Below are 19493 nucleotides of genomic sequence, written 5' to 3'. Positions count from 1 at the left end.
CGAAAAACTCTAGTTCTGAATGGTCCAAAGTTCGGCCTCGCTGCAGCGGAGAGACGACCCTACCGATTCGTGGAGGAGATTTCGCGGCTCACGTCAGTTAGCTTGCTGGCTGTTAGTGACTTTGGAGATTTCCTCGATGTTGATTGTTGAAACTATTTTGAAGCCGGACCAGTTTGGCGGGATTGGACTTTTCTCCGCGACTCGTTTGCCTAAAGGCTCATTACTTTGGATTCACAACCCGATCGTTGACATTGCGGTGACGCGCGAACAATACGAAGCTCTAGCTCCAACATTTCAAGCTCTACTTGATAAGCATGCCTATCCGAGAGACCACAAGGTTAATGACGGTGTCATAGAGTATAATGCTGACAACGCTCGCTTCATGAATCACAGCAGTCATCCAAACACATATCAAGACGATCATTGCAGAATTCTCACAGCCCGCGACGTACAACCCGGTGAAGAACTGACTTGCGATTACTTGTCCTTCGACCCAGGCTGTGACTTATCGTGGAACAAGGAGTTATTGCCGATCTCCAGCTCCTGCTTTCAAAGCTTGGAGCCGGCTCCGACAGGTTGATCATGCGGCGTACGCGTTGTTCTAGTGATTCGGTGAGCAGCTCTCGACAACTTAAAAATGCTCGCCGTCCAATCGCGCGGCCGAGCAGCGTCGCTTTTGGGCCGGACTCGCGACGTTCAGGGCGTTACACGCTGTAATCGCGTGAAAAAGCAGTTAATGACGCCGCAACTCTGCATGTGAAACTTGTTTTTTAAGTGATTTCACCGGGCCGAGTGTGTGAAGCTGCTTTGCACCTAGTCAGCTACGGCACCGGACGTGTCTGCAAAAAAGGTTGGCACGGAAGCGAGTTGATGTGATTGCTTATTGACCCGAGATTCGACGCTTCGAAGTAGGCGCATAGTAGTCCCCCCAACTGCGCTCTGCTCGCCCCGAATAGTTTTAGGATCGAGGCTCTCTGAAATCTGATGCCGTCCAAGCTGACAGGATTGAAAAGACGGCTGGGGAAGAGCCTTGCCGCGAGTCAGGATGTGCTCAGGCGATTCACGTGGGAGATCAGAGCCATTAATGTGTGTTTGGATGACCTTCGGTCTTTCCAGGCGCATGCGCTGGGCATTGCTGCACCACAAATGATGATCTTGATGGCATTGATCGACTTGGAACACGGCGACGGTGTTCCGGTCAACGTGGTTGCAAAGTTAATGAAGGTTGAGTCGGCCTTCATTACGAAGCATTCGAAACAGCTTGAGGATAAGCGATTCGTGCGACGCGAGCGCTGCGCGAACGATGCACGAATCGTCCACCTGTCGCTAACAGACAGTGCTCGCAGAGGACTTGCGAGCATCGCGGCTCAGCAGGAGGAACTCGATGAGTTTGTTTCTGGTTATCTCGATATTGCGGAATTTGCCAAGCTGGCTAGTTGCCTTAGCGGAGTCAGGCAACGACTGGAAAAGGCGCGCCTGCACGCCGCGTTAAAGATGCAAGAACCTTCAAGAGAGCAGCAGCTGCGGGACGCTTAACGGGTCAACAACTTGAGACTGTGAGCCTACTCCCTGCGAGCGCACCCAAATTCTGGATCGGGAGCTTGGATTTACGCTGCTGCTCTGCAACAGCTCGAGCCGGCGCCGAATGATCAAATTCCTCCAAGCTACGGCGACAGCATGCTGAAGGAGCAATACGCCCTCAGAAGCTCCGGCTGTTGCTACTTCGGATCAGGTCGCACCCGAGCGATGCACACTGCGCCGTCGGAGCCTTCGGACCTAACGCTCTGCGACGTAGCGATTTGCCTCGACTCTAGCAATCGTCTCTGCATCTTGCTCGGTGCGCCGACGATAAGCGATAACTCTGCTGCATTTGGCCAATGCTTTGCTTGGAGGCGCGGTGTTCTACGAGGGCGCCCCAGAGCGCTATCCGCTATTCTCGACAGCTCGTCGCCTCGTTCTCGGCCGCAACTTGGACTAATCGGAATATGACTTCGCCGTCGAATGTGAGGACAACTGATCGAGATGCCTTCATTTTGGAGGTGGCAGCACCGTACATGGTTGCTCGATGCGTCTCTTCCGATAAGAACGCTTTGTTTTGCAGCCGACCGCGACGTGGGATCGAATTGCGGCAGTATCATCCTCGATCTCTTACAGCAGAGAAGCAGGGATTTTTAGATAACTAGGCCTCTACGGATAGTCGGGCGTATTTGAGAGCCATGGCACTACGTTAACAAGCGCGCCGGATCGAGCGCATCCTGTTCTTGCATTTTTATAGCAATTTCACATGACCCCTATTGAAGCAGTCAAACGTTGGTACGTGTCCCTGGACGACGAACTTCAAACAGACATCGCGTATATGTTCGTATCTCTCACGCTGGGGGATTGCCAATTTTCGCCTGCTGCAGCCGTTCGAAGACTGCTGCAATGGTTCGACCTTCGCAGCGCGGGCTCGGAACATGAGGACGCGTTAGCGGCGGTCGTGTTTCGCGCCTCGTTCGAATACATGTTTGCCGACCGCTTCACGGGCGCGGGGTGGACCTTTCCCGAGCAATTGTTCAAAGAAGTGATCCGCGAGGCTGCTGAAGGGAAAGAGGCAAGCAAGATCGCAACGACGGCATTTCGATTGCTCCGGAACATTCCCGACCGAAAAATGAAATGGAGGCAGGCTGGTGAGAATTGGAATGCCTTGGTCAACTCGGTACTCAACGACGATGCGCTGAAGCAATGGACGCACGACCAATTCCTGGCGAGCGACTTCGGGCCGACGCAAGACTGAAAATAGCAGGAAATACCGCGTCGAGCGCCGATCCGGAATGAAATTAAGTGAGACCAGGCAGCGCGAGGATTGGAACGGCAACTTCTAAAGAGAGTAGAACGGCCACCGAGAGGCTCCCCAAAAGGGCACCGCCGCGACAGCAAAATACAGTGATCCAACCAATGGCCGATCACCTTAGTGGCATGTGGCGATATAGCAGCGCAACAAGCAGGATAGCGGCCATTGCAAAGGCTCAAGCGCCGGATTTCTGCAGGGAATTGGCGCCTAGCGGCCGAGAGCATCCATACTCGGGCAGCCAATCAGAGCAGTGGGCCGCGCTCAGCGCACAGCGACCGTTGCCGATCTGCTTACGGCGGCCCGCCCAAATCGAGAGCCGCAGCCGGCCCACTGATGTTAAGACATATCGCCTGACTTTTCGGCGTCTTGGAGGGCTGTCTTGATGAATCTCCGCTCAGCCACCGCTTCGAACGGATGTTATACTCCTCATTGTCTGTGGCGGAGAAGCACAGGGCTTTGGGGATCCGCGGGGCTTGGCCGGCAGCCGAGAAAAGGCGTTCCAGCCCAGAATAGGTGAACGAACGGCAACAGGAGCCAAACCCGCCGCTTGCCGTACCAGCAAATCTGGTTCACATTCAGCGCGATTGTCTTCCTTGCCGCTCGAAAGCGTAAGTCGGATTGATGCCGCAATAGGCGTATGTACCTGATGCGGTAGCCATGCACTGGCCATAGGTCGAGAACTGGCAATTGCCCGGATATCCCCAACTGCGTCCCTGCAGACAATAAACATCCTGGCGTACCGGTGGCGTGTACGAATGAGCCCGCGAACCAGCGATCGAACGCGATCCTGAGCCGACGAGGATGGGAAGTGCGAGCACTGCGACAAGGATAAGGTAGCGCATGAGACCTCTTGCCTCCGTTAAGTTCACCAGAGGATAAAGGATCTGAATTGCGTCCTTTGATCTTAGTCAAGATTGCCGGGTCACTCCGCGGGCTAGCTCCGGAAGTGGATTCAGTGTGATCGGTGCCTGGGGCGCGAGCGAAGTTTAGCGGCACCATGGGCTCCACTAAAGCGCAAGCAATAAGACGGCCAACCGTACGGCCCCGCGGGTTAGAAGATTCTCGAACGTCGGTCAGGCCTTGGCGCAGATTTCCTGCTACTTGCCTGGGCAGAAAGATTATTATGGGCGCGCTTCGGCATGTTTATGCTGGCTCGCGTAGCAGGCAAAATGTACCAGCCTTACATTCGTCCTTGCCGATGCTCTTTAAACGATGTGCGCGCTCTAGAGTGTCGCGCGCCATGGAAAACTGCCCCCTCAGCGTCACGAGGAATTGCCCCCTCCTCGGATAGCTGAGGAGAGAGTGAATGAAGCGGGAACGAATCACTGAAGGCTCGCTGTGGAGTGATCCACGGGGGCAAGTGATGAAGACGCCGGATGACGTGGCGGAGATGTTGCGCCTGAGGGCGTGCGGATGGGGCCTGAAGCGGATTGCGCGGCAACCGGGCTGCAGCCATCACACGGTGAAGGACTACGTGGCGGCGGGCGGGGTGAAGCCGTTCAAGTCGCCCGAGCGGCCGAAGCGTCTCGACGGCCTTGAGGGTTGGCTGCGCGAGAGGCTCAATCGGCATCGCGGCAATGCCGACGCGGTGCGCCAGGACCTGTTGGCCGAGAAAGGCGTGACAGTCAGCCGGCGTACGCTGCAACGTGCCGTGCAGCCCTATCGCCAGGCGCTGAAGGCGGAGGCGCTGGCGACGACGCGGTTTGAGACGCCGCCGGGCCGACAGCTGCAGATCAACTTCGGGGAGCGCCTGGTCGAGATCGGAGGGGCGAAAGTCAAGGCATTCGTGTTCGTGGCAACGCTCGGACACTCGCGACGGCTCCATGTGCGTGCGTTCCGGGCCGAGAGGCAGGAACATTGGTTCGCCGGGCTCGAGAGCACATTCACGACCTTCGGCGGTGTGCCGGAGGAAGTGCTGATGGACAATCCTCGGGCGCTCGTGGTTCGCCACGACGCGGTGAGCCGATCGGTTCAGTTCAACGACAAGCTTATCGCGTTTGCAAAACATTGGGCTTCCGTCCTCGCGCCTGCGCGCCCTATCGGGCGCACGAAGGGCAAGACAGCGGCGTTGGCTACGTGAAGAAGAATGCGATTGGGGTCATTCCTTCCAGAGCTGGGAGGCTTTCGAGGCGCATCTCGACAGGTGGGAGCGTGAGGTTGCGAACGTTCGTATCCACGGCACGACCGGCGAGGCGTCGATGGCTCGCTTCGCACGAGACGAGGCACACCGGTTGAAACCGCTCGGCGGCCAGCCGTCGTTCGGATCGTTGCGCGAACTGACCCGCGTTGTCGGCCACGATTGCGCCGTCGAGATCGACACCAACAGTTACTCGGTGCCCTGGCGGCTGATCGGCGAGCGCTTGGTGGTGACGGTCGCAGCCGGCGAGGTTCGGATCCGCCATGGATTGCATCAGGTTGCGGTCCACAAGCAAGCGGAAGGTCGCCGACTGCGGATCATCGATTCCTCCCATCTCGATGCTGTTGCTGGGCGCAATGGTGCGGTCCGCCGGGCGGAGATCGCGGCGGCGGTGCCGGGATCGTCTCCACCGCCCTCGTTGTTGCGTCCTCTTGCCGAATACGAAGCCGTGATCGGGGGGAGCTTCTGATGGCGCGGGCAAAGAAGATAATTGAAGCAACGACGGATCCGCTCGACGCCATGCTGGCGAGATTGCAGCTCTCCGGCATCCGCGATCAGCTCGACAACTCGCTCGACGAGGCGGCGCGCGCGAACCTGTCGGCGCGTGAGACGCGGATCCTACTGTGCGAGCGCGAGATCGCGCGCAAGGATCATCGCCGCATCGAGATGGCGCTAAAGCTCGCACACTTCCCGGCCGTAAAGGAGCTGGCGGGCTTCGACTTCGAGGCGCAGCCGTCGATCGACCCAAAGCAGATTCGCGATCTTGCCGCGTCACGTTGGATCGCCAACTGAGAGAACGTGCTGCTGCTCGGTCCGACAGGCGTCGGCAAGACGCACCTGTCGATTGCACTCGGGCAAGAGGCGATCCTGGCCGGGTACACGGTGCAGTTCACCACGGCAACGACGCTGGTCGCGGGCCTTGCCAAGGCGCACGGCGAGCGGCGTCTGGACGAGAAACTGCTCGCGCTGTCAAAGCCAAAACGACTGATCGTCGACGAACTCGGCTACCTGCCCCTGGAACCCGACGCTGCGCATCTGTTCTTCCAGCTGGTCAGCCGCCGCTACGAAACCGGCGCCATGCTAATCACGTCGTTCCCACTGACTTGCCGGTCGTAGCGCTCAACGGCGATTGCGATTTCCTTTTCGAAGCGCATCACCTTGGTTTCAGCGGCCGGAGCCCGGCTCGCGCGAGCTGCAGGCAGATATGCTCGTTCTCGGCGTGACCATCGAAGTGGCCTGTCGGCGGTTTCTGTGTGGGTGGTCGGTATGCGGCCGGACGGAATGCCCCATTTGCCGTCTTTGAGGACAAGAGCCGTTTTCGGCTGGGCGCCCGCAAAGCTGAATTGACCCGTATCGCCGGGCAGACGCCAGGCAGCATGATCCTCGCGTAAGGCTTGAAGCCGGTTTGCTATTTCCGGCTCGTCAAGCCATTCGATCTTGTCATCTCGGCCCGTTTTCAGGGCCTCCAGTCGATCGGGCGTGACAAACTGAACGGCGCCTGCGCAATCCTGACCGACGTTCGAGATGAGAGCAAACACGTTGCGCGCTGATACCTGAAATTTCTTGGCCCAATGCTCGAGCACCTGCTCATTGTCGGGAAGCAGCCCCCACAGGAAGGCCTGAATGGCGGCTGGACCATGCTCCTCAGCGGCAAGCGGCATCGAAAGCGAGAGAGGATAGGCTCCCTCAGCGTTGCGCCATGCATTGTCATAGACAAAGGTCAGCCGGCCGCGTGCATCACTTCGGACACGGCCGACTTCGTTGCCGTCCAAGAGTGCAATGAGCTCGGCCATTAAGGCTTGCCTTTTTTGGCTTTCGCCACGATGGCGTCCAGATCGACGGCGGTTTTCGGGACGCCGCGGCCCGCGGAGGGATTGCTGTCTGCATCGAGCTTAATGCCGAGAGCATCGAGGACGCGGAGGATTAGCCCGAGTTCTGCGCGGGGATGACCGTGCTCAACCTCATACCTAATTGACGACTAACGCCGATCCGCTTGGCCAGTGTCGCCTGGTCAAGCTTGAGATACGTTCGCGTCTGTCGCGAATGACGGCGCGGACGGCGACCGGTGTGAGGATAAGCAAATGTCAGCCATCGCTCACATTGGTCTAAGTCGCCGTCTCTGACAACAGAATGTCGCCTTTTGCCGACGTTTCAAAATGTCATCGATTGTCGACAAAAGAAGATAACCTCGCATTAACCAGCCCCCGCTCCCGGTTGCAGCAAGTTCCAGCCTGTTCGGTGCCTCCGTGCTCGGGGAATGGCGGCTCCTCTCGCGTCGTGAGCCGCCCGCGCTCATGTGCGTCGGATCAATCGGCATGAACAGCCCTTTGGCCGCTCGATAACTTGCGCGGCTTCTTCACCGCTTTTGCGGGTCTGAGAAGATGATGACGTTGCGCGTTCGATGCGTGGCAGCAACCATGCTCCGGTCATTCACCTCTCCGGCCAAGCAGAACCCACAACCCTGGCCCGTGGATAAGGCGCACAACTACTTCGATATTCAAAGTCGCCCCTTACTCGCGATGCCGGTCTCAGGGAGAAAAAGGCGCGCCGTGGCTCAGGCCGCGGCGGAATTTTTGGCCTGAAACCGATAAAGAAAGTCCGCGCCCGTTGGGCATTGGACGCGGTCTTGACGATCGTGCGTTTTTCGTTCTTCAGCACCTTGATCCAAGAGGTGATATAGGAGGCGTGATCCTCTCACCTCCGGTTTCAGGCCGTGATCGGCGGACAGGAAGGCCGCGCCAAGCTCTGCGACCAACTCTTCCATGGCATAGGCTTCATCGCGGCCGAACTCGCGATTCAGGCGGCTCTCGTCGCGGTATGTGTCCAACGCCACTCATTGCGCGCGTCGCGGCAGAAATGGATTACGTGGCCCTCACCTTTTCAGGTGGTGTACCGACTTTCGCCAGAGTACCTGCGAAGCTTGTCTAGATGGCCACCGCGATCGGTTGGAGCGAGATGTAAAACAGTGCGGGCGCGGCTCGGCCCTAACCGACCCGGGGGCTGAAACCAGGCCAACTAGCCCCTACCACATCCGCACTGCCGTTGAGACTAGCGGAAAGTTGACTCGGCGCTGATCGATCTGGAGCAATAGCGCTGTCCCTGCCACATTCCGTTAACCCCAAAAGGCTTTGTATCTGTGATAGCTTACCGCAAGCTGACAGGCCTTTGCGCAGTCGGTCAATCGTACGTCTGGGCTATCAATACTGGCTCAATCTGCCACAGAAATTCTTGCAACCACTCAGACATGCTCTCGGTCCTCAGCCGTCACGACTTCAGGATTATCCGGACGGTTCAGGCTGCTGATCCGTAAGATATTGTCGGTTGCGGACCATACCATCCTAGATACTCCGCCCCCGCTAGAGGGTGGGTCTCCCGTGCGTCAAATTGCGAATTCGGTGCTTTGCGCGCGCCCATACCTCGGCCTGCATATTGTACTGCCATGTTCGTCGCAGTCTGTGTATCGGTCGACTGTCGCAGTGCGTTTGTGGAATTCCAGCAAGCCTCAATCTGGGAGACTGCGGATAACGAAAAGCGAGACAGATAGGCGAGACTGAGGCGTAGCTGATCGCTCGAATTCATCCCCAGGCAGATACCACAGTCTGCGGAGAATGAGCAAAGACGGGCTTGCCGACGCCCCGGCCGATAACGTCGTCCGCCGAGCGTCATCATTGAAGGAGTTCTTAGTCCTCAACATCACTCATCGACAAGCCGCCGGGATGCATAGGTATATTCTAAAGCGATCCGGCGTGCCTGTTCAATGAGGTTGGCGGCGGCGCTATGCCCCCCATCGGTATTCTCATAATAGAGGTACGGTTGGTCCAACGCAGCGAGCCTCGCCGCTGCCTTGCGGGCATGCGCTGGATGCACGCGGTCGTCCTTGGTGGACGTGAGAATGAAGGGGGCCGGGTAGATCTTTCCTGGCACCAACCTGTGATAGGGCGAGTAGGCCTCGAGCCACTTGCGCTGTTCGGGAATGGTGGGATCGCCATACTCGCCGATCCAGGAGGCTCCGGCGCCCAGCTTGGTGAACCGAACCATGTCGAACAGCGGAACCTGTAAGATGGCCGCATTGAAGAGCTCGGGTCGTTGGGTGATTGCGGTCCCTACCAGGAGGCCTCCTTGGCTACCGCCGACGACGCCCAGCCGGCGGGGAGAAGTGATCTTGCGACGGATCAAGTCCTCCGCGACGGCGATAAAATCATCCCATGTGCGCTGCTTCGTTGCGCCTTGAGCAGTCTGGTGCCATTGGGGCCCGAACTCACCGCCACCGCGCAGGTTCGCGACAACATACGCGTTTCCCTGCTCGAGCCAAAGTCGTCCCGTGAGGCCCGCGTAAGAGGGGCAGAGCGGAATCTGAAACCCACCATAGCCATAGAGAAGCGTTGGAGTTGATCCGTCAAACCTTGCGCTCTTGGGTCGTAGCAGAAAGTAAGGAATGCGGGTGCCATCGCGCGAGATTGCCTCGAACTGTTCGACGACAAGTCTCGAGGCGTCGAACCTAGGAGGTGTCGCCTTCAGTGTCTCAAGGCGCTCGGTTGCAGCATCGAAGTACCAGAGCATCGTCGGGCTAAGAAAGCTGGAGACGGTGAACATCGCCTCGTCCGTTTCATGCGATGCCGCAGCCAGACCGACAGTCGCATTCTCTGGAAGCGGGATAGGCGTGACCTGCCAGGCGCCCTGATGGTACTTGTAGACAAACGCCCTACTCTGAACATTGTCGAGAATCGTTAGGATTAACAAGTTTCTTGTGGCCGTGAATCCGCTGAGCGCTTGTCGAGGCCCAGGCTTGAAAACGAGCGTGGGTCTGGCGTGCAGCGGATCCTGCTTCCATTCGGTCAGGTCATACGAGATGATCGAGCCGGCTGAGAAGGGGGTGTCTCCGGACGGTGGCATCCAGTCTTCGTTTAGCGTCACCAGCAGGCGACCACTCGCGATGCCCCCGATGGTCGCCTTCTTTGGCAGATTGAGCTTAGTCGGCTTGGACCCAAAGAGAACATACTCATGCTCGAACGCACTGATGCTGCGGATGGCGCCGGTCGCATGGATCGTGCCTTCACTGTCGCGCAGCACGAATGGTGTGGCCTCGACATCGGTCGGCTCCCCACGGAAGACCTCGTGCGCTTTCACGAGCGACTGAGCGCGCTTGAGCTCCTTCACAACGAAAGGGTAACCAGCTTGCGTCATGGTCCCTTCGCCCCAATCTCGTGCAATTAGGACCGTGTCACGGTTTACCCAAGTGACCTCCTGTTTTCCCTCGGGAAATTCAAATCCGTTCGTGACGAAGGTTTTGGCGACTGCGTCGAACTCCCGGACGAACACAGCGTCTTTTCCGCCCTCGGACAGGTTGAGCAAGCATAGGCGCTCTTCAGGCGGAAGGCAGCTCACCCCTTTAAGAACCCAGTTCTTCTTGTCCGCGCCAGCGAGAGCATCGACGTCGAGGATGGTCTCCCATCGAGGGCTCTGGGTGCGATAGCTTTCAAGCGTCGTACGCCGCAAGACGCCGCGCACCTGGTTCTCGTCCTGCCAGAAATTATCGAGACCGCGCCGTCCCAATGAGACGTACGGAATCCGGTCCTTGGCCTGAAGAACGTAGAGGGCTTCGCCGTAGAAGCGCTGGTAACGTAGATCGGATTGGAGCGCATTGAGTGTCTTGGCGTTCTCGGTGTGAGCCCAAGCCAGTGCGCGCGGCCCTTCGATCTCCTCAAGCCAAAGAAAAGGATCCTCGGTGCCGGTCGCAGGCGCTAGCGTCTGGGGCAATCCCGCGGCCATCAAACAGCTCATGGATAGCGACGCTGCGAGAAAAAGCGAACTTTTCATGGGAGTTGTCCTGAAGTTAGCCAGCCGGACTTAAGTGTCTTGCTAGGTGAGGGGAAGAATTCGGAAGATGCATACTCGGCGTCAAAGCGCGGGCATGCGGGAATTGCGTCCGCTGGCTGTCGATGGAGCAAGCAGCGTGCCGCTTGAATATTGGAGATTCTCCAGGCGTTTCCGCCCCATGTAAGTGTCGACTTTTGGACGTCCGTCTCAAACCTGACAGTCGGCTCTTAGTAAGGGCGGCATGTTGCGCAGCGGCCGCCTTGCTCATCGTCGCAGTGCGTAGATCCTCGAGGATCGCTTGCGCCGTCCGTTCGGCCACTCACAACTCTGCTAGGCGTGAATTGCCTTGAGCATGTGGCTCACCTCGCAAACGTTGGAAGGGGTATCGCTGAAAGCATTCGGTAAAATTAAACCATGTAGCGTTTTAGACGCGCATCGAGCAGGAATCGGCGAAGCTCTCGACAAGGCCTCTGTAGCCGTCCGAAATGACTGTTCCGGTTCCGGCAAAGATCGCGGTCGATTTTCTTGAGAGATAGCGCTCCATGCGCAGCTGTTCGTTCTCCTGGCGCAGGCGGGCGATCTCCGAAGCCTGGTTCGCCGACATTAGCGGCGCATGCATGGGGCGCCACGCCGCCAATTTCGGCTCCTGCCGGAGCTTATCCACGCAGCGTCCAAGCACCGAGCGGACGCAACCTGGCCCGAGGCGGAATGGCTCGAGTCGTCAGTGGTGTGCGACGCCCGTCGATTTTGTCGCACACTCGCCACAGAGCGCAAAAGTCTGCAGCCACCTGACGAATGCAGCAGGTTCGCATATTTGTCTTTGCCGTCCAGGCCAGCGATCAGATCAAGGGCTAAATGGTGGCGGAGAGGCCGGCATTTTTATTGCAGACGTTACGGTGAGCTTCGTCGTGACACGCTTCAGCCTACATATTGCCTGGCGAAATGGCCGTGAGGGACGGGAGCGGGCAGCGCAATGCAACGGTGCGTCCTGTCTGGCCAAAATCTTGGGTCGGAATCGCGCTTCAGATTAGGTCGAGGATGTCGAGGCAATCTACTCGAGAGAGACTGGAGCCGGTCCTCGATCCCGCAGAGGAACGCTTGACGAGCCGCGCCGTGTTGGGCGCAACCATCGGCAATATTCTCGAATTCTACGACTTCGGGACCTACAGCTTTTTCGCGATACAGATCGGCCAAGCATTCTTTCCGACAACCGACTCTTTCGCTAGCCTCATGCTTTCACTCGCAACCTTCGGCGCAGGTTTTGTAACCAGACCGATCGGGGCCATCGTCCTCGGCTCGTATTCGGATCGGGCCGGCCGACGGCCCGCGATGACCGCCAGCTTTACCATGATGAGTGCCGCGGTCCTATTGTTAGCTATCACTCCATCGTATGAGACAATAGGACTTGCCGCTCCGTCACTGGTCGTCTTCGCACGCTTGCTGCAAGGCTTTGCTCTCGGAGGTGAAGTGGGTCCGACGACCGCCTACTTGATGGAAGCGGCCCCCGCTGAGGCGCGCGGTCTTGCTGTCTCCTTTCAGCCCGCGAGCCAACAGATAGCTGCGACGGCCGGAGCGTTGGTTGGAGAAATACTCTCGCTCACCATGACAAGCGAAGCGCTCAATGCGTACGGATGGCGGATCGCGCTATCGCTCGGCGCCGCTACGTTGCCGTTTGGACTTTGGCTGCGGAGCGGCTTACCCGAAACGTTGCATCGGCCCGAGGCGCACGTTCTGGTCACCCAGCCTGGAGGCCAATCGCGTGCCGATCGCCGCATCATAAGCTTGGGATTTGTCATCTTGGCCAGCTGCACGATCACGACTTATGTGACGGGATATATGACCACCTACGCGATGAACACCCTCCACGTTTCCGCGCCGCTTGCCTTTGCTATCACGCTCATCAGCAATGCGGGCGGAATTGCTGCAGCACTGCTGGGCGGCCTGCTCGCCGACCGCGCAGGCCGTCGTCGCATCATGATATGGCCGCAGGTCAGCGCATTGCTGATGACCTATCCGGTATTCTTGTGGATTGCAGAGAGCCGCAGTGCCTTCGCCCTTCTAGGAGGTCTCGGCGCCCTCACCCTGATCGGAACGATTCCGTATAGCGCCTTCTACGTGAGCATGGCCGAAGGTTTGCCCAGGAACATTCGTGGCGGCGCCTTCGCGACGATTTACGCTTTTGCGATCGCGATTTTCGGAGGCACAGCTCAACCGATCGTCACCTGGCTGATCCACCTCACCGGGAGCCCACTCGTGCCCGCATGGTACATGCTTTTCGCTGCCGCGGCCGGGCTCTTTGCCATGCTCATGATGCCGGAGACGGCGCCACTCAATTTGACGCCCGACCATAAACGAACCTTCCTAATGCCACGACGGCTACCTCGGCACAGCCGGGAAGAATAGACATCCATGACGTCCGAAATGCGAACCATCGAACCGAAGGGCGCTACGGGCGTGACATGGAATAGCTATAGAAATTCGACTAGTTTTAGATCGAGCTGCGGCTCGCATCGGAACACAGCATCGGGATCTAAAACGACTTTTCCCGTTTACCCAACCTACGCCGATGCGGCGGCTGCGCGATTGGCGGTGGTCAACGATTGGCTGAAAGTGAGCAATCGCTTTGATCAACTTAAGAGAATTAAGATGGCGCCACTTGCACCATCTGCCAGCGTAACCGTGCGGCACGAGGACGCGGCCGCAGTCGGAGCAAGCGGCCGCACGAGGCTCGATCCTCGTTCTCTGCTTGATTTGTTTTCCGTCCTCAGTGTCGCACGCACGAGGGATCGGTCAAACAAAAGAACAGGTCGCAGATACCTTCCAACGGGTCGTCCGCGCACTGAGGATATGATGTATCGGCTACCCCCACCCTGCCGGCAACCGGTTGCGCGGCAACTTTTGCAGCAAAAGGAGGCACCGCCGCCGTTGCAAGCGCGAGGGCGCTCGCCGTCACTAACACAGACTTTTTCATTCGAGAAATCGCTTCCCTAGGTTAGCCCCAACCGTCCTCGAGGGTCTATATGACGACCCTGTAAGCGGTAAAATTGATTTTCTTGATCAGATCTATCTACGGAATGGATAAGCTCGGACATCACCGTATGGCTCAGTCTTAACCCGCTCGTAACCTGCAAATCTGCTTCGTGATGGAACGCTCGACGAGGGAGCCGTCGATGTATGTCTCGTGGTGCTCGAGCAGAGCGTTTTCTTGGATCTTTCTTTTCAACGTCCGAGCGAGACCATAGCCGCTTTTCATGGTCGCGAACATGCGCTGCCCCAAACTCACTTGCGTCACAGTTAGAGACGCACGATTGCTCCTCAGCGCTGGGAGGAGTGCGAAGATCGTTGAGGCGACGGGCGACGAGTTTCACACGCGGCTTAACCAACGGCTCGCCGAAGCAGGCCTACGGGCGATATCGATGCCGTGCGAACGTTAGGACCTCAAGTCGTTAGCGAGATCGCCCGCGAGATCAAAGGCGCGGTGATGCACCGGGTGCTTAGGGCGCATGGCATCGAGCTGTAAAAGACGGTCAGACCTATGTCGCTGTCGTGAGCTCGGGCCCTGACTCAATGGACAGTCTCCGCCAAGCTGATCGGGCGGTGGAGGCCCTCTTCGGGCGATGCCGCCGGTCGGTCGCTCGTGACGGCGACTGAACAAGCAGCGACATGACTGACCATGCGTTCATGTATTGGGATTGTCGGCGCGGCTCGGCGCGCCATAGCAGTTGAAACAAAGCACCTTTGACGTCACTCGGCTCGGGAAGCTCAAGGAAGAACGACGAGCCCCAGCATCTTTTGGGGGCCAAGGAGGCGTGATGCTGGGGCCGTCGTAGCCTTTTGCAAGAGTAGCAAACAGGCAGCGTTGTTGTGCACCGCCCCATTTGATTCGTCAAAGCTGCCCTGATGGTCAGCTCCCCTGCACCCGGACCATCCGCGATCTGTTGAAGCTCTGCCGATGGTTTGCGCGCCAGTTTGCCGCGGGCAGGCAGGTGAAAGCACTGTTACATCCGGGCGGGCCGCCGGCATCAGGTACATGTTCTCCATCTGCAATACTCGGCGGCCTAACTTCTCGCATCGGCGCCGATGTTCGCCACTGCCCGGAATGGCAGCTTGCTTCCGGAACAACCGACAATCCTCCGGGCCGGCTGGTAACCGTGCAGTGAGGTGTGCTCTCTCCCAGGCTCCGTTCTTCTGTAAGATGGAGCTGAAGGACCAAGGCGCTGCTCAGGCAATGCGCCGAGCCGATTCTAAGGCATGAACGCTGCCACCGAACGGCTCACCGCCGCAAGACAACCAGCTCACTCGATCCGCAGTTGAGCCAGCTGCGCTGAAACGTGCTGCGGATCGGGAAGCGGCTGCCACGGCTGGCCAGCGGCGGTGCTCAACAAGGACCTACAGAACGCAGGAGTGAGCTTGCCGCGGTGGATCACGACATTCTCGTGACCCTCGGCGGCTCGCGCGTTCTGCCAATGCTGATTGTATCCGCGCTGTTCGTCGGACTTCACGTGGCAGGCGGCGAATTCGCGATCGCTAAGCGTTGCCAATTGCCAGGCATGAACCGGCCGCTCGGTATGGATGTGCCCCCACATCGGCCTTGGCATCGCGCCGCTGCGCAGCGCCCTGGGCTGCAGCTTGATCTCGAATAGCTTCCCTGGCTCTCCCTTCAAGGCGCGCGGCGGATCCACTGACTCCAGTTCCCCCGCCGCGCGCAGCTGGTCGAGGTACTCTTGCGATGGAAACGGGTAGGTCTTCATGCAATCACTCGTGATCACTGCCCTCTGCGCTTTCAATGATCTTGCCTGTCCCTGCAGCTCGGACAACATCCCATTGAGCCGGACTATTTTGTCGTGCACTTCGGGAACTTGCGAAGGCGTGAGCAGGCCACGTCGGCGAGGCTCCTGCAGCGCGGTAACACAGGCCCCACTTTCGTCGGCCTGCGTCTGCAAGCGCGTAATAACCCGACCCAAGACGTGTTCGGCATCCTCGGGCTTCATCTGGCGCACCTGCGAGACCGCGCTCTGCTGAGCCGGCAGATCGAACTGCAGCAGCTTGTCCAATCGCTCAGGTAATCCCGCCAGGCTTCCTTGGACGGCGGCGCCTGCCACATCTGGAGGTGCTCGGTTGCAGCGGATGAGGCGCGTGCTTCCTCCATGGTGGCGAGCTTCTTGGTACCGAGATCTGAGCGCACGATAACCTTGCGCGTCGGAGCCGTAGCGGTATCGGGCCTGGCGAGTTGCGGCTCGGATGAGCTGGCCGTTGAACTCCCCTCGCCTGCAGCCGCCGCGCGCCTTCCTTTTGCTTTTGCTTTTCCTTTTCCTTTTCTGCCTGAATTGCCTTGGCTCACCCCGGCAGTATTTTCCGGCAGCGCAGCCCAAGCCGGCCGTTCAATCGTGGCTGGCGTAGTTGGCTGCAATGCAAGCAGCCGCATGACCTCGTTCGCGGTCACCCACGCCCCTTCCTCGATCTCGTCCAGCAACTGCAGGGGAACTTCAGCTCCCGTTCCGACCTGCCTCAGGCTGGCAACCATGCCGCTCAGCCCAGATGCAAATTCCGAAAGCCGCTCCATGACTCCTTCCAGAACGGCGCGATGCTCCGCGTCGAGCACTGCTCCATCGCGGTGCAGTACGGCGTCGCACGTGGAGACGAATGCCGGAAAAACATCCCCGACGAAGGTCTCGAGCAGACGCACCCGCCCGCTCTCGTCCATCAGGGCATCGCGCACGTCTGGGTCGAGCGTGCTCGCTCGCGAGTCAATCAAGAGCTTCGCGAGAGCAATCCGCGTTTGCAGATACACGCACCTCGTATTGAGAGCCCAGCCAGTATGCAGTCTCAGTGCAGCCTCTTCGGCCTTGCGCATCTCGGGCGTGCTGCTTGGCAAGTGGGCAGTAGCCGCACAGACAGACTGTATCCGATCAAGGCGCAACACCTTCTTTCCCCACCATTCCATGTGGGCTGCATAGTGGTTCGAAAAGATTGACTGCGTGCTCCCGGGAAGAGGCTGGGCTCCATGCTCGAACCGCTCACGTCTTCGGTGTTGCCGGCTCCTACGGCCCCAACTTCCGATGCGCCGGGTCGGCCAATGCCTGTCATGCTTCGTCTTCAATAAAAGTCGCGAATGTGCAGCCCGTCTGGATAGACCGTGTGACTGACGACTAGCTGACCAAAAGCGCTCTTGCGGATGCAAAAGAAAGCCGAGTCACCTGAAGTTCCATTTCCGCCGGAGCTCTGATGTTGCTGAACAGAGCGATGCGGGTAACCGCGTCCGTGTAAGCACCCGCGACGTGACAGCGGCTGAGGTGCTCTGGCCTTGACGCGATCCGGTACGAGTCTTGCCCCTCTGGTGGTGGCTCTGTCGACGCCGACTGAGTCAAGCCGTCCGCCAAACGTTAGTGGTAGCCGGGAGAACAGTCGGCGCCCAATCGGCGAATTATGGTCAAGCAGAAATGGCCAGCTTATAATTGGCAGACCTACGCTCGCCACACGCGTCCTACTAACGGTAAGGGGACTTCGACATAAGAGCTTAACAATCTAGCGGCCGTACACCGATGACGAGATACTGAGGGACGATCAGCATCGATATTTTTCCTCGTTCCAACCAGCTGAAATGACCTTCCACAGATCCTCGGGCTGCATTTCACAAAAGTGCGGCGCCCATCCGGGTCCGGTGAGATCACCTTCATAGAAACATTGCAGCGAGCACACCAAACGCACCGAGAACCAGCCCAATCAGCGAACCGGCGGTCGGCACGTCTCTGAAGAGCAGAACCGTGAGTATCGGTTCCACGACCAGGATCGCTCCCACGGATATCGCGACAATGATCCAAATATTCTTCAGATGCATGTAGCCCAGCGCGTATCCGAGAACGAGCAGGATGCCACCCAAGCATACCAGGAGAAACATCGGCCAAAGCATCGCCAGATCGCCACCGGCCTTTCCGAATTTCCTTGAGGCAATTAACTCGGCGAATATCGAAAGAGCTTCTCCAAGGAAAATTGCTGCCACAGCTACAATTTTCAATATCACGGTCATTGCCCTCTATGGTTTCGGCTATTCGAGGGTGGCCCGGAGACCTGCATCGGAGTAGCCGTTGAGGTTCAATTTTCGGCATGCCAAGCGCTTGCGGAGACGCGCGCCTCACCTATCGCTTCTCGCAGGCCTTTCCAAGCGTTTGCCGGGCCGGTAATTAGCTTCCGACATGCAGCATTGTTTCCATCGATCACCGCAGCTGCGCTGCTTGCAGAAACCAAACATGGTTCAGGGCAAGCCCGCTCCGCCGCCCGCGTGAGTAGAACAACTTTTGCTTAGGCTGCAATCTGCACGGGAAGAGCGGAATAGCCGTGCACGAAGTTAGACGCAATCCGCTCGGGTTCGCCGACAACCTCGAACCCCAATTGCGCAGACAAAATCTCTTCCCAGAGGACTCTCAACTGCAGTTCCGCAAGATGTCGACCAAGACAGCGATGGATGCCGAATCCGAACGAGAGGTGCTGCCTCACATTTTTGCGGTCGATCATGAAATAGTCGGCGTCCTCAATGATCTCTTCGTCCCTGTTACCGGAGATGTACCACATGACGACCTTGTCGCCTTTCCTGATCTGTTTTCCGCCTATGATGCTGTCGATCGCGGCGGTACGGCGCATATGTGCGATTGGCGTCTGGTACCGAATAATCTCGGACACGGCGCTTGAGATTAGCTTGGGATTGTCAATTAGCTTTCGCAGCTCGGAGGGATATTGACTCATGAACAGGAGGCCCCCCGTAATTGAGTTGCGCGTGGTGTCGTTTCCCCCAACGATCAGCAGAATCAGATTTCCGAGAAACTCGCTCGGCTCCATCAGGCGTGTGGCGGGCGAATGCGCCATCAGGGAAATCAAGTCGAGGCGCGGCTCGGCATTGATGCGCTCGTACCAAAGCCGGCTGAAATACTCCAGGCACTCGGACAAGATGGTGCTTCGCTTGTCCCAGCTGTCGATTGCATGGCCTGCTTTCGGAGCTGTAACAGCAACGTCTGACCAATAGGTCAGCAGTCGCCGATCCTCAAATGGAAAGTCGAACAGCGTGGCGAGCATTTGCGTCGTCAACTCTATGGACACCATGTCCACCCAGTTGAAGGCCTCATTGCGTGGCAAGCCCGCGAGAATCGCCCTGACCCGAGACCGGATCAAGCTTTCGAGCTTCGTCAAGCTTTCCGGTCCGACGATCGGGCTCACGGTATTGCGCTGCTCGGCGTGCTTGGGAGGCCCCATCTTGATGAAGCTCGGGGTCCAGTGCTCGTCAGGCACGTCGACAATAGTGACACCTTGTTCGGACGAGAACGCTTTGTGGTTTGTGTCGACGGCTACGATATCCCGGTATTTCGTCACGGACCAATATGGACCATGAGCGCTGTCTTGACAGTAGTGAACGGGATCTTCCTTTCGCAGCCGCTCAAAGCAAGCCCACATGCTGTCGTCTCGAAAGCGGTCACCCTCGCTTACATCCAGCTTGCTCAGCGGGATAACACACGAATCGTCAGCCCCATAATCTTCCGATCGCCTTGTCATGATCATCTCTGCAGATTCTGCTCTCGAGAGTTTACGGCGTGGTGCGATTCGTCGCCTTCGAGCCGCCGCGGCGCTGGGCCGCGACGGGCCGCTCGACCAGGCTACCTCACAGTGCAGCTAGCCTCGCCCTACCATGTCAGGCAGTAAGGATCGCGTTGACTTTCC

Annotated in this window: 11 protein-coding genes and 3 pseudogenes; 6 read left to right on the top strand and 8 right to left on the bottom strand. The window is 58.2% G+C overall.

Annotation, left to right across the window (positions count from 1 at the left end):
- Positions 1-136: 136 nt before the first annotated feature.
- The 3 genes from WN72_RS08750 to WN72_RS08740 all read left to right on the top strand — a co-directional run bounded on the left by WN72_RS08750 (position 137) and on the right by WN72_RS08740 (position 2776).
- Complete coding sequence (locus WN72_RS08750) at positions 137-580, top strand: SET domain-containing protein (protein ID WP_092220985.1); 444 nt, start codon at positions 137-139, stop codon at positions 578-580.
- A gap of 404 nt (positions 581-984) precedes the next feature.
- Positions 985-1536, top strand: a complete 552-nt coding sequence (locus WN72_RS08745) for a transcriptional regulator, SarA/Rot family (protein WP_092220988.1) — start codon at positions 985-987, stop codon at positions 1534-1536.
- A 748-nt stretch (positions 1537-2284) separates the two neighbouring features.
- Positions 2285-2776 (top strand): hypothetical protein, encoded by a 492-nt coding sequence (locus tag WN72_RS08740; RefSeq protein WP_092220991.1) that lies wholly within the window; start codon positions 2285-2287, stop codon positions 2774-2776.
- 632 nt (positions 2777-3408) lie between these two features.
- On the opposite strand, the gene WN72_RS08735 is transcribed toward WN72_RS08740, so the two are convergent.
- Complete coding sequence (locus tag WN72_RS08735; protein WP_084334829.1) at positions 3409-3675, bottom strand: DUF3551 domain-containing protein; 267 nt, start codon at positions 3673-3675, stop codon at positions 3409-3411.
- 464 nt (positions 3676-4139) lie between these two features.
- Here WN72_RS08735 and istA point away from each other — a divergent pair.
- A pseudogene (gene istA / locus WN72_RS47745) lies at positions 4140-5439 on the top strand (IS21 family transposase).
- Positions 5439-6062 (top strand): annotated as a pseudogene (gene istB, locus WN72_RS08725) (IS21-like element helper ATPase IstB); the annotation flags it as partial. The pseudogenes istA and istB, both read left to right, overlap by 1 nt.
- Here istB and WN72_RS08720 read toward each other — a convergent pair.
- From WN72_RS08720 to WN72_RS08705, 4 genes are all read right to left on the bottom strand, one after another.
- On the bottom strand, positions 6032-6763 hold the full coding sequence (locus WN72_RS08720) for a HipA N-terminal domain-containing protein (RefSeq protein WP_244554037.1): 732 nt from the start codon (positions 6761-6763) through the stop codon (positions 6032-6034). The pseudogene istB and the gene WN72_RS08720 overlap by 31 nt on opposite strands.
- 761 nt (positions 6764-7524) lie before the next feature.
- The gene (locus WN72_RS08715) at positions 7525-7797 is read right to left on the bottom strand and encodes a zincin-like metallopeptidase domain-containing protein (RefSeq protein ID WP_333930796.1); all 273 of its coding nucleotides are present in this window, start codon (positions 7795-7797) and stop codon (positions 7525-7527) included.
- An 866-nt stretch (positions 7798-8663) separates the two neighbouring features.
- On the bottom strand, positions 8664-10787 hold the full coding sequence (locus WN72_RS08710; RefSeq protein WP_092218253.1) for a prolyl oligopeptidase family serine peptidase: 2124 nt from the start codon (positions 10785-10787) through the stop codon (positions 8664-8666).
- Between the two features lie 424 nt (positions 10788-11211).
- Positions 11212-11451: a hypothetical protein gene (locus WN72_RS08705; RefSeq protein WP_143130753.1), complete on the bottom strand. Its 240-nt coding sequence runs from the start codon at positions 11449-11451 to the stop codon at positions 11212-11214.
- Positions 11452-11825: 374 nt separating this feature from the next.
- On the opposite strand from WN72_RS08705, the gene WN72_RS08700 reads away from it, so the two are divergent.
- Positions 11826-13190 carry an MFS transporter gene (locus tag WN72_RS08700; RefSeq protein WP_167381039.1) on the top strand — a complete coding sequence of 455 codons (1365 nt, stop codon included), beginning with the start codon at positions 11826-11828 and terminating at the stop codon, positions 13188-13190.
- Between the two features lie 1892 nt (positions 13191-15082).
- Here WN72_RS08700 and WN72_RS08695 read toward each other — a convergent pair.
- The 3 genes and pseudogenes from WN72_RS08695 to WN72_RS08685 form a co-directional block, all read right to left on the bottom strand.
- Positions 15083-16752: pseudogene (locus tag WN72_RS08695) on the bottom strand (hypothetical protein); the annotation flags it as partial.
- A gap of 708 nt (positions 16753-17460) precedes the next feature.
- Entirely contained in the window at positions 17461-17814 is a 354-nt protein-coding gene (locus tag WN72_RS08690) for a hypothetical protein (RefSeq protein WP_092218257.1), read from the bottom strand.
- A gap of 272 nt (positions 17815-18086) precedes the next feature.
- Complete coding sequence (locus WN72_RS08685) at positions 18087-19328, bottom strand: cytochrome P450 (protein WP_092218317.1); 1242 nt, start codon at positions 19326-19328, stop codon at positions 18087-18089.
- Positions 19329-19493 lie beyond the last annotated feature (165 nt).

The sequence above is a fragment of the Bradyrhizobium arachidis genome (assembly GCF_015291705.1).
Classification (GTDB): domain Bacteria; phylum Pseudomonadota; class Alphaproteobacteria; order Rhizobiales; family Xanthobacteraceae; genus Bradyrhizobium; species Bradyrhizobium arachidis.
The sequence above is the reverse complement of the archived record's forward strand: the minus strand, read 5'-3'. Positions and strand labels throughout refer to the sequence as shown.

Excerpts from the sequence above, each read along its gene's own strand:
- WN72_RS08720 (WP_244554037.1), bottom strand. The coding sequence starts at position 6,763 with ATGGCCGAGCTCATTGCACTCTTGGACGGCAACGAAGTCGGCCGTGTC.
- WN72_RS08690 (WP_092218257.1), bottom strand. The coding sequence starts at position 17,814 with ATGACCGTGATATTGAAAATTGTAGCTGTGGCAGCAATTTTCCTTGGA.
- WN72_RS08745 (WP_092220988.1), top strand. The coding sequence starts at position 985 with ATGCCGTCCAAGCTGACAGGATTGAAAAGACGGCTGGGGAAGAGCCTT.
- WN72_RS08735 (WP_084334829.1), bottom strand. The coding sequence starts at position 3,675 with ATGCGCTACCTTATCCTTGTCGCAGTGCTCGCACTTCCCATCCTCGTC.
- WN72_RS08685 (WP_092218317.1), bottom strand. The coding sequence starts at position 19,328 with ATGACAAGGCGATCGGAAGATTATGGGGCTGACGATTCGTGTGTTATC.
- WN72_RS08750 (WP_092220985.1), top strand. The coding sequence starts at position 137 with ATGTTGATTGTTGAAACTATTTTGAAGCCGGACCAGTTTGGCGGGATT.
- WN72_RS08710 (WP_092218253.1), bottom strand. The coding sequence starts at position 10,787 with ATGAAAAGTTCGCTTTTTCTCGCAGCGTCGCTATCCATGAGCTGTTTG.
- WN72_RS08740 (WP_092220991.1), top strand. The coding sequence starts at position 2,285 with ATGACCCCTATTGAAGCAGTCAAACGTTGGTACGTGTCCCTGGACGAC.
- WN72_RS08700 (WP_167381039.1), top strand. The coding sequence starts at position 11,826 with ATGTCGAGGCAATCTACTCGAGAGAGACTGGAGCCGGTCCTCGATCCC.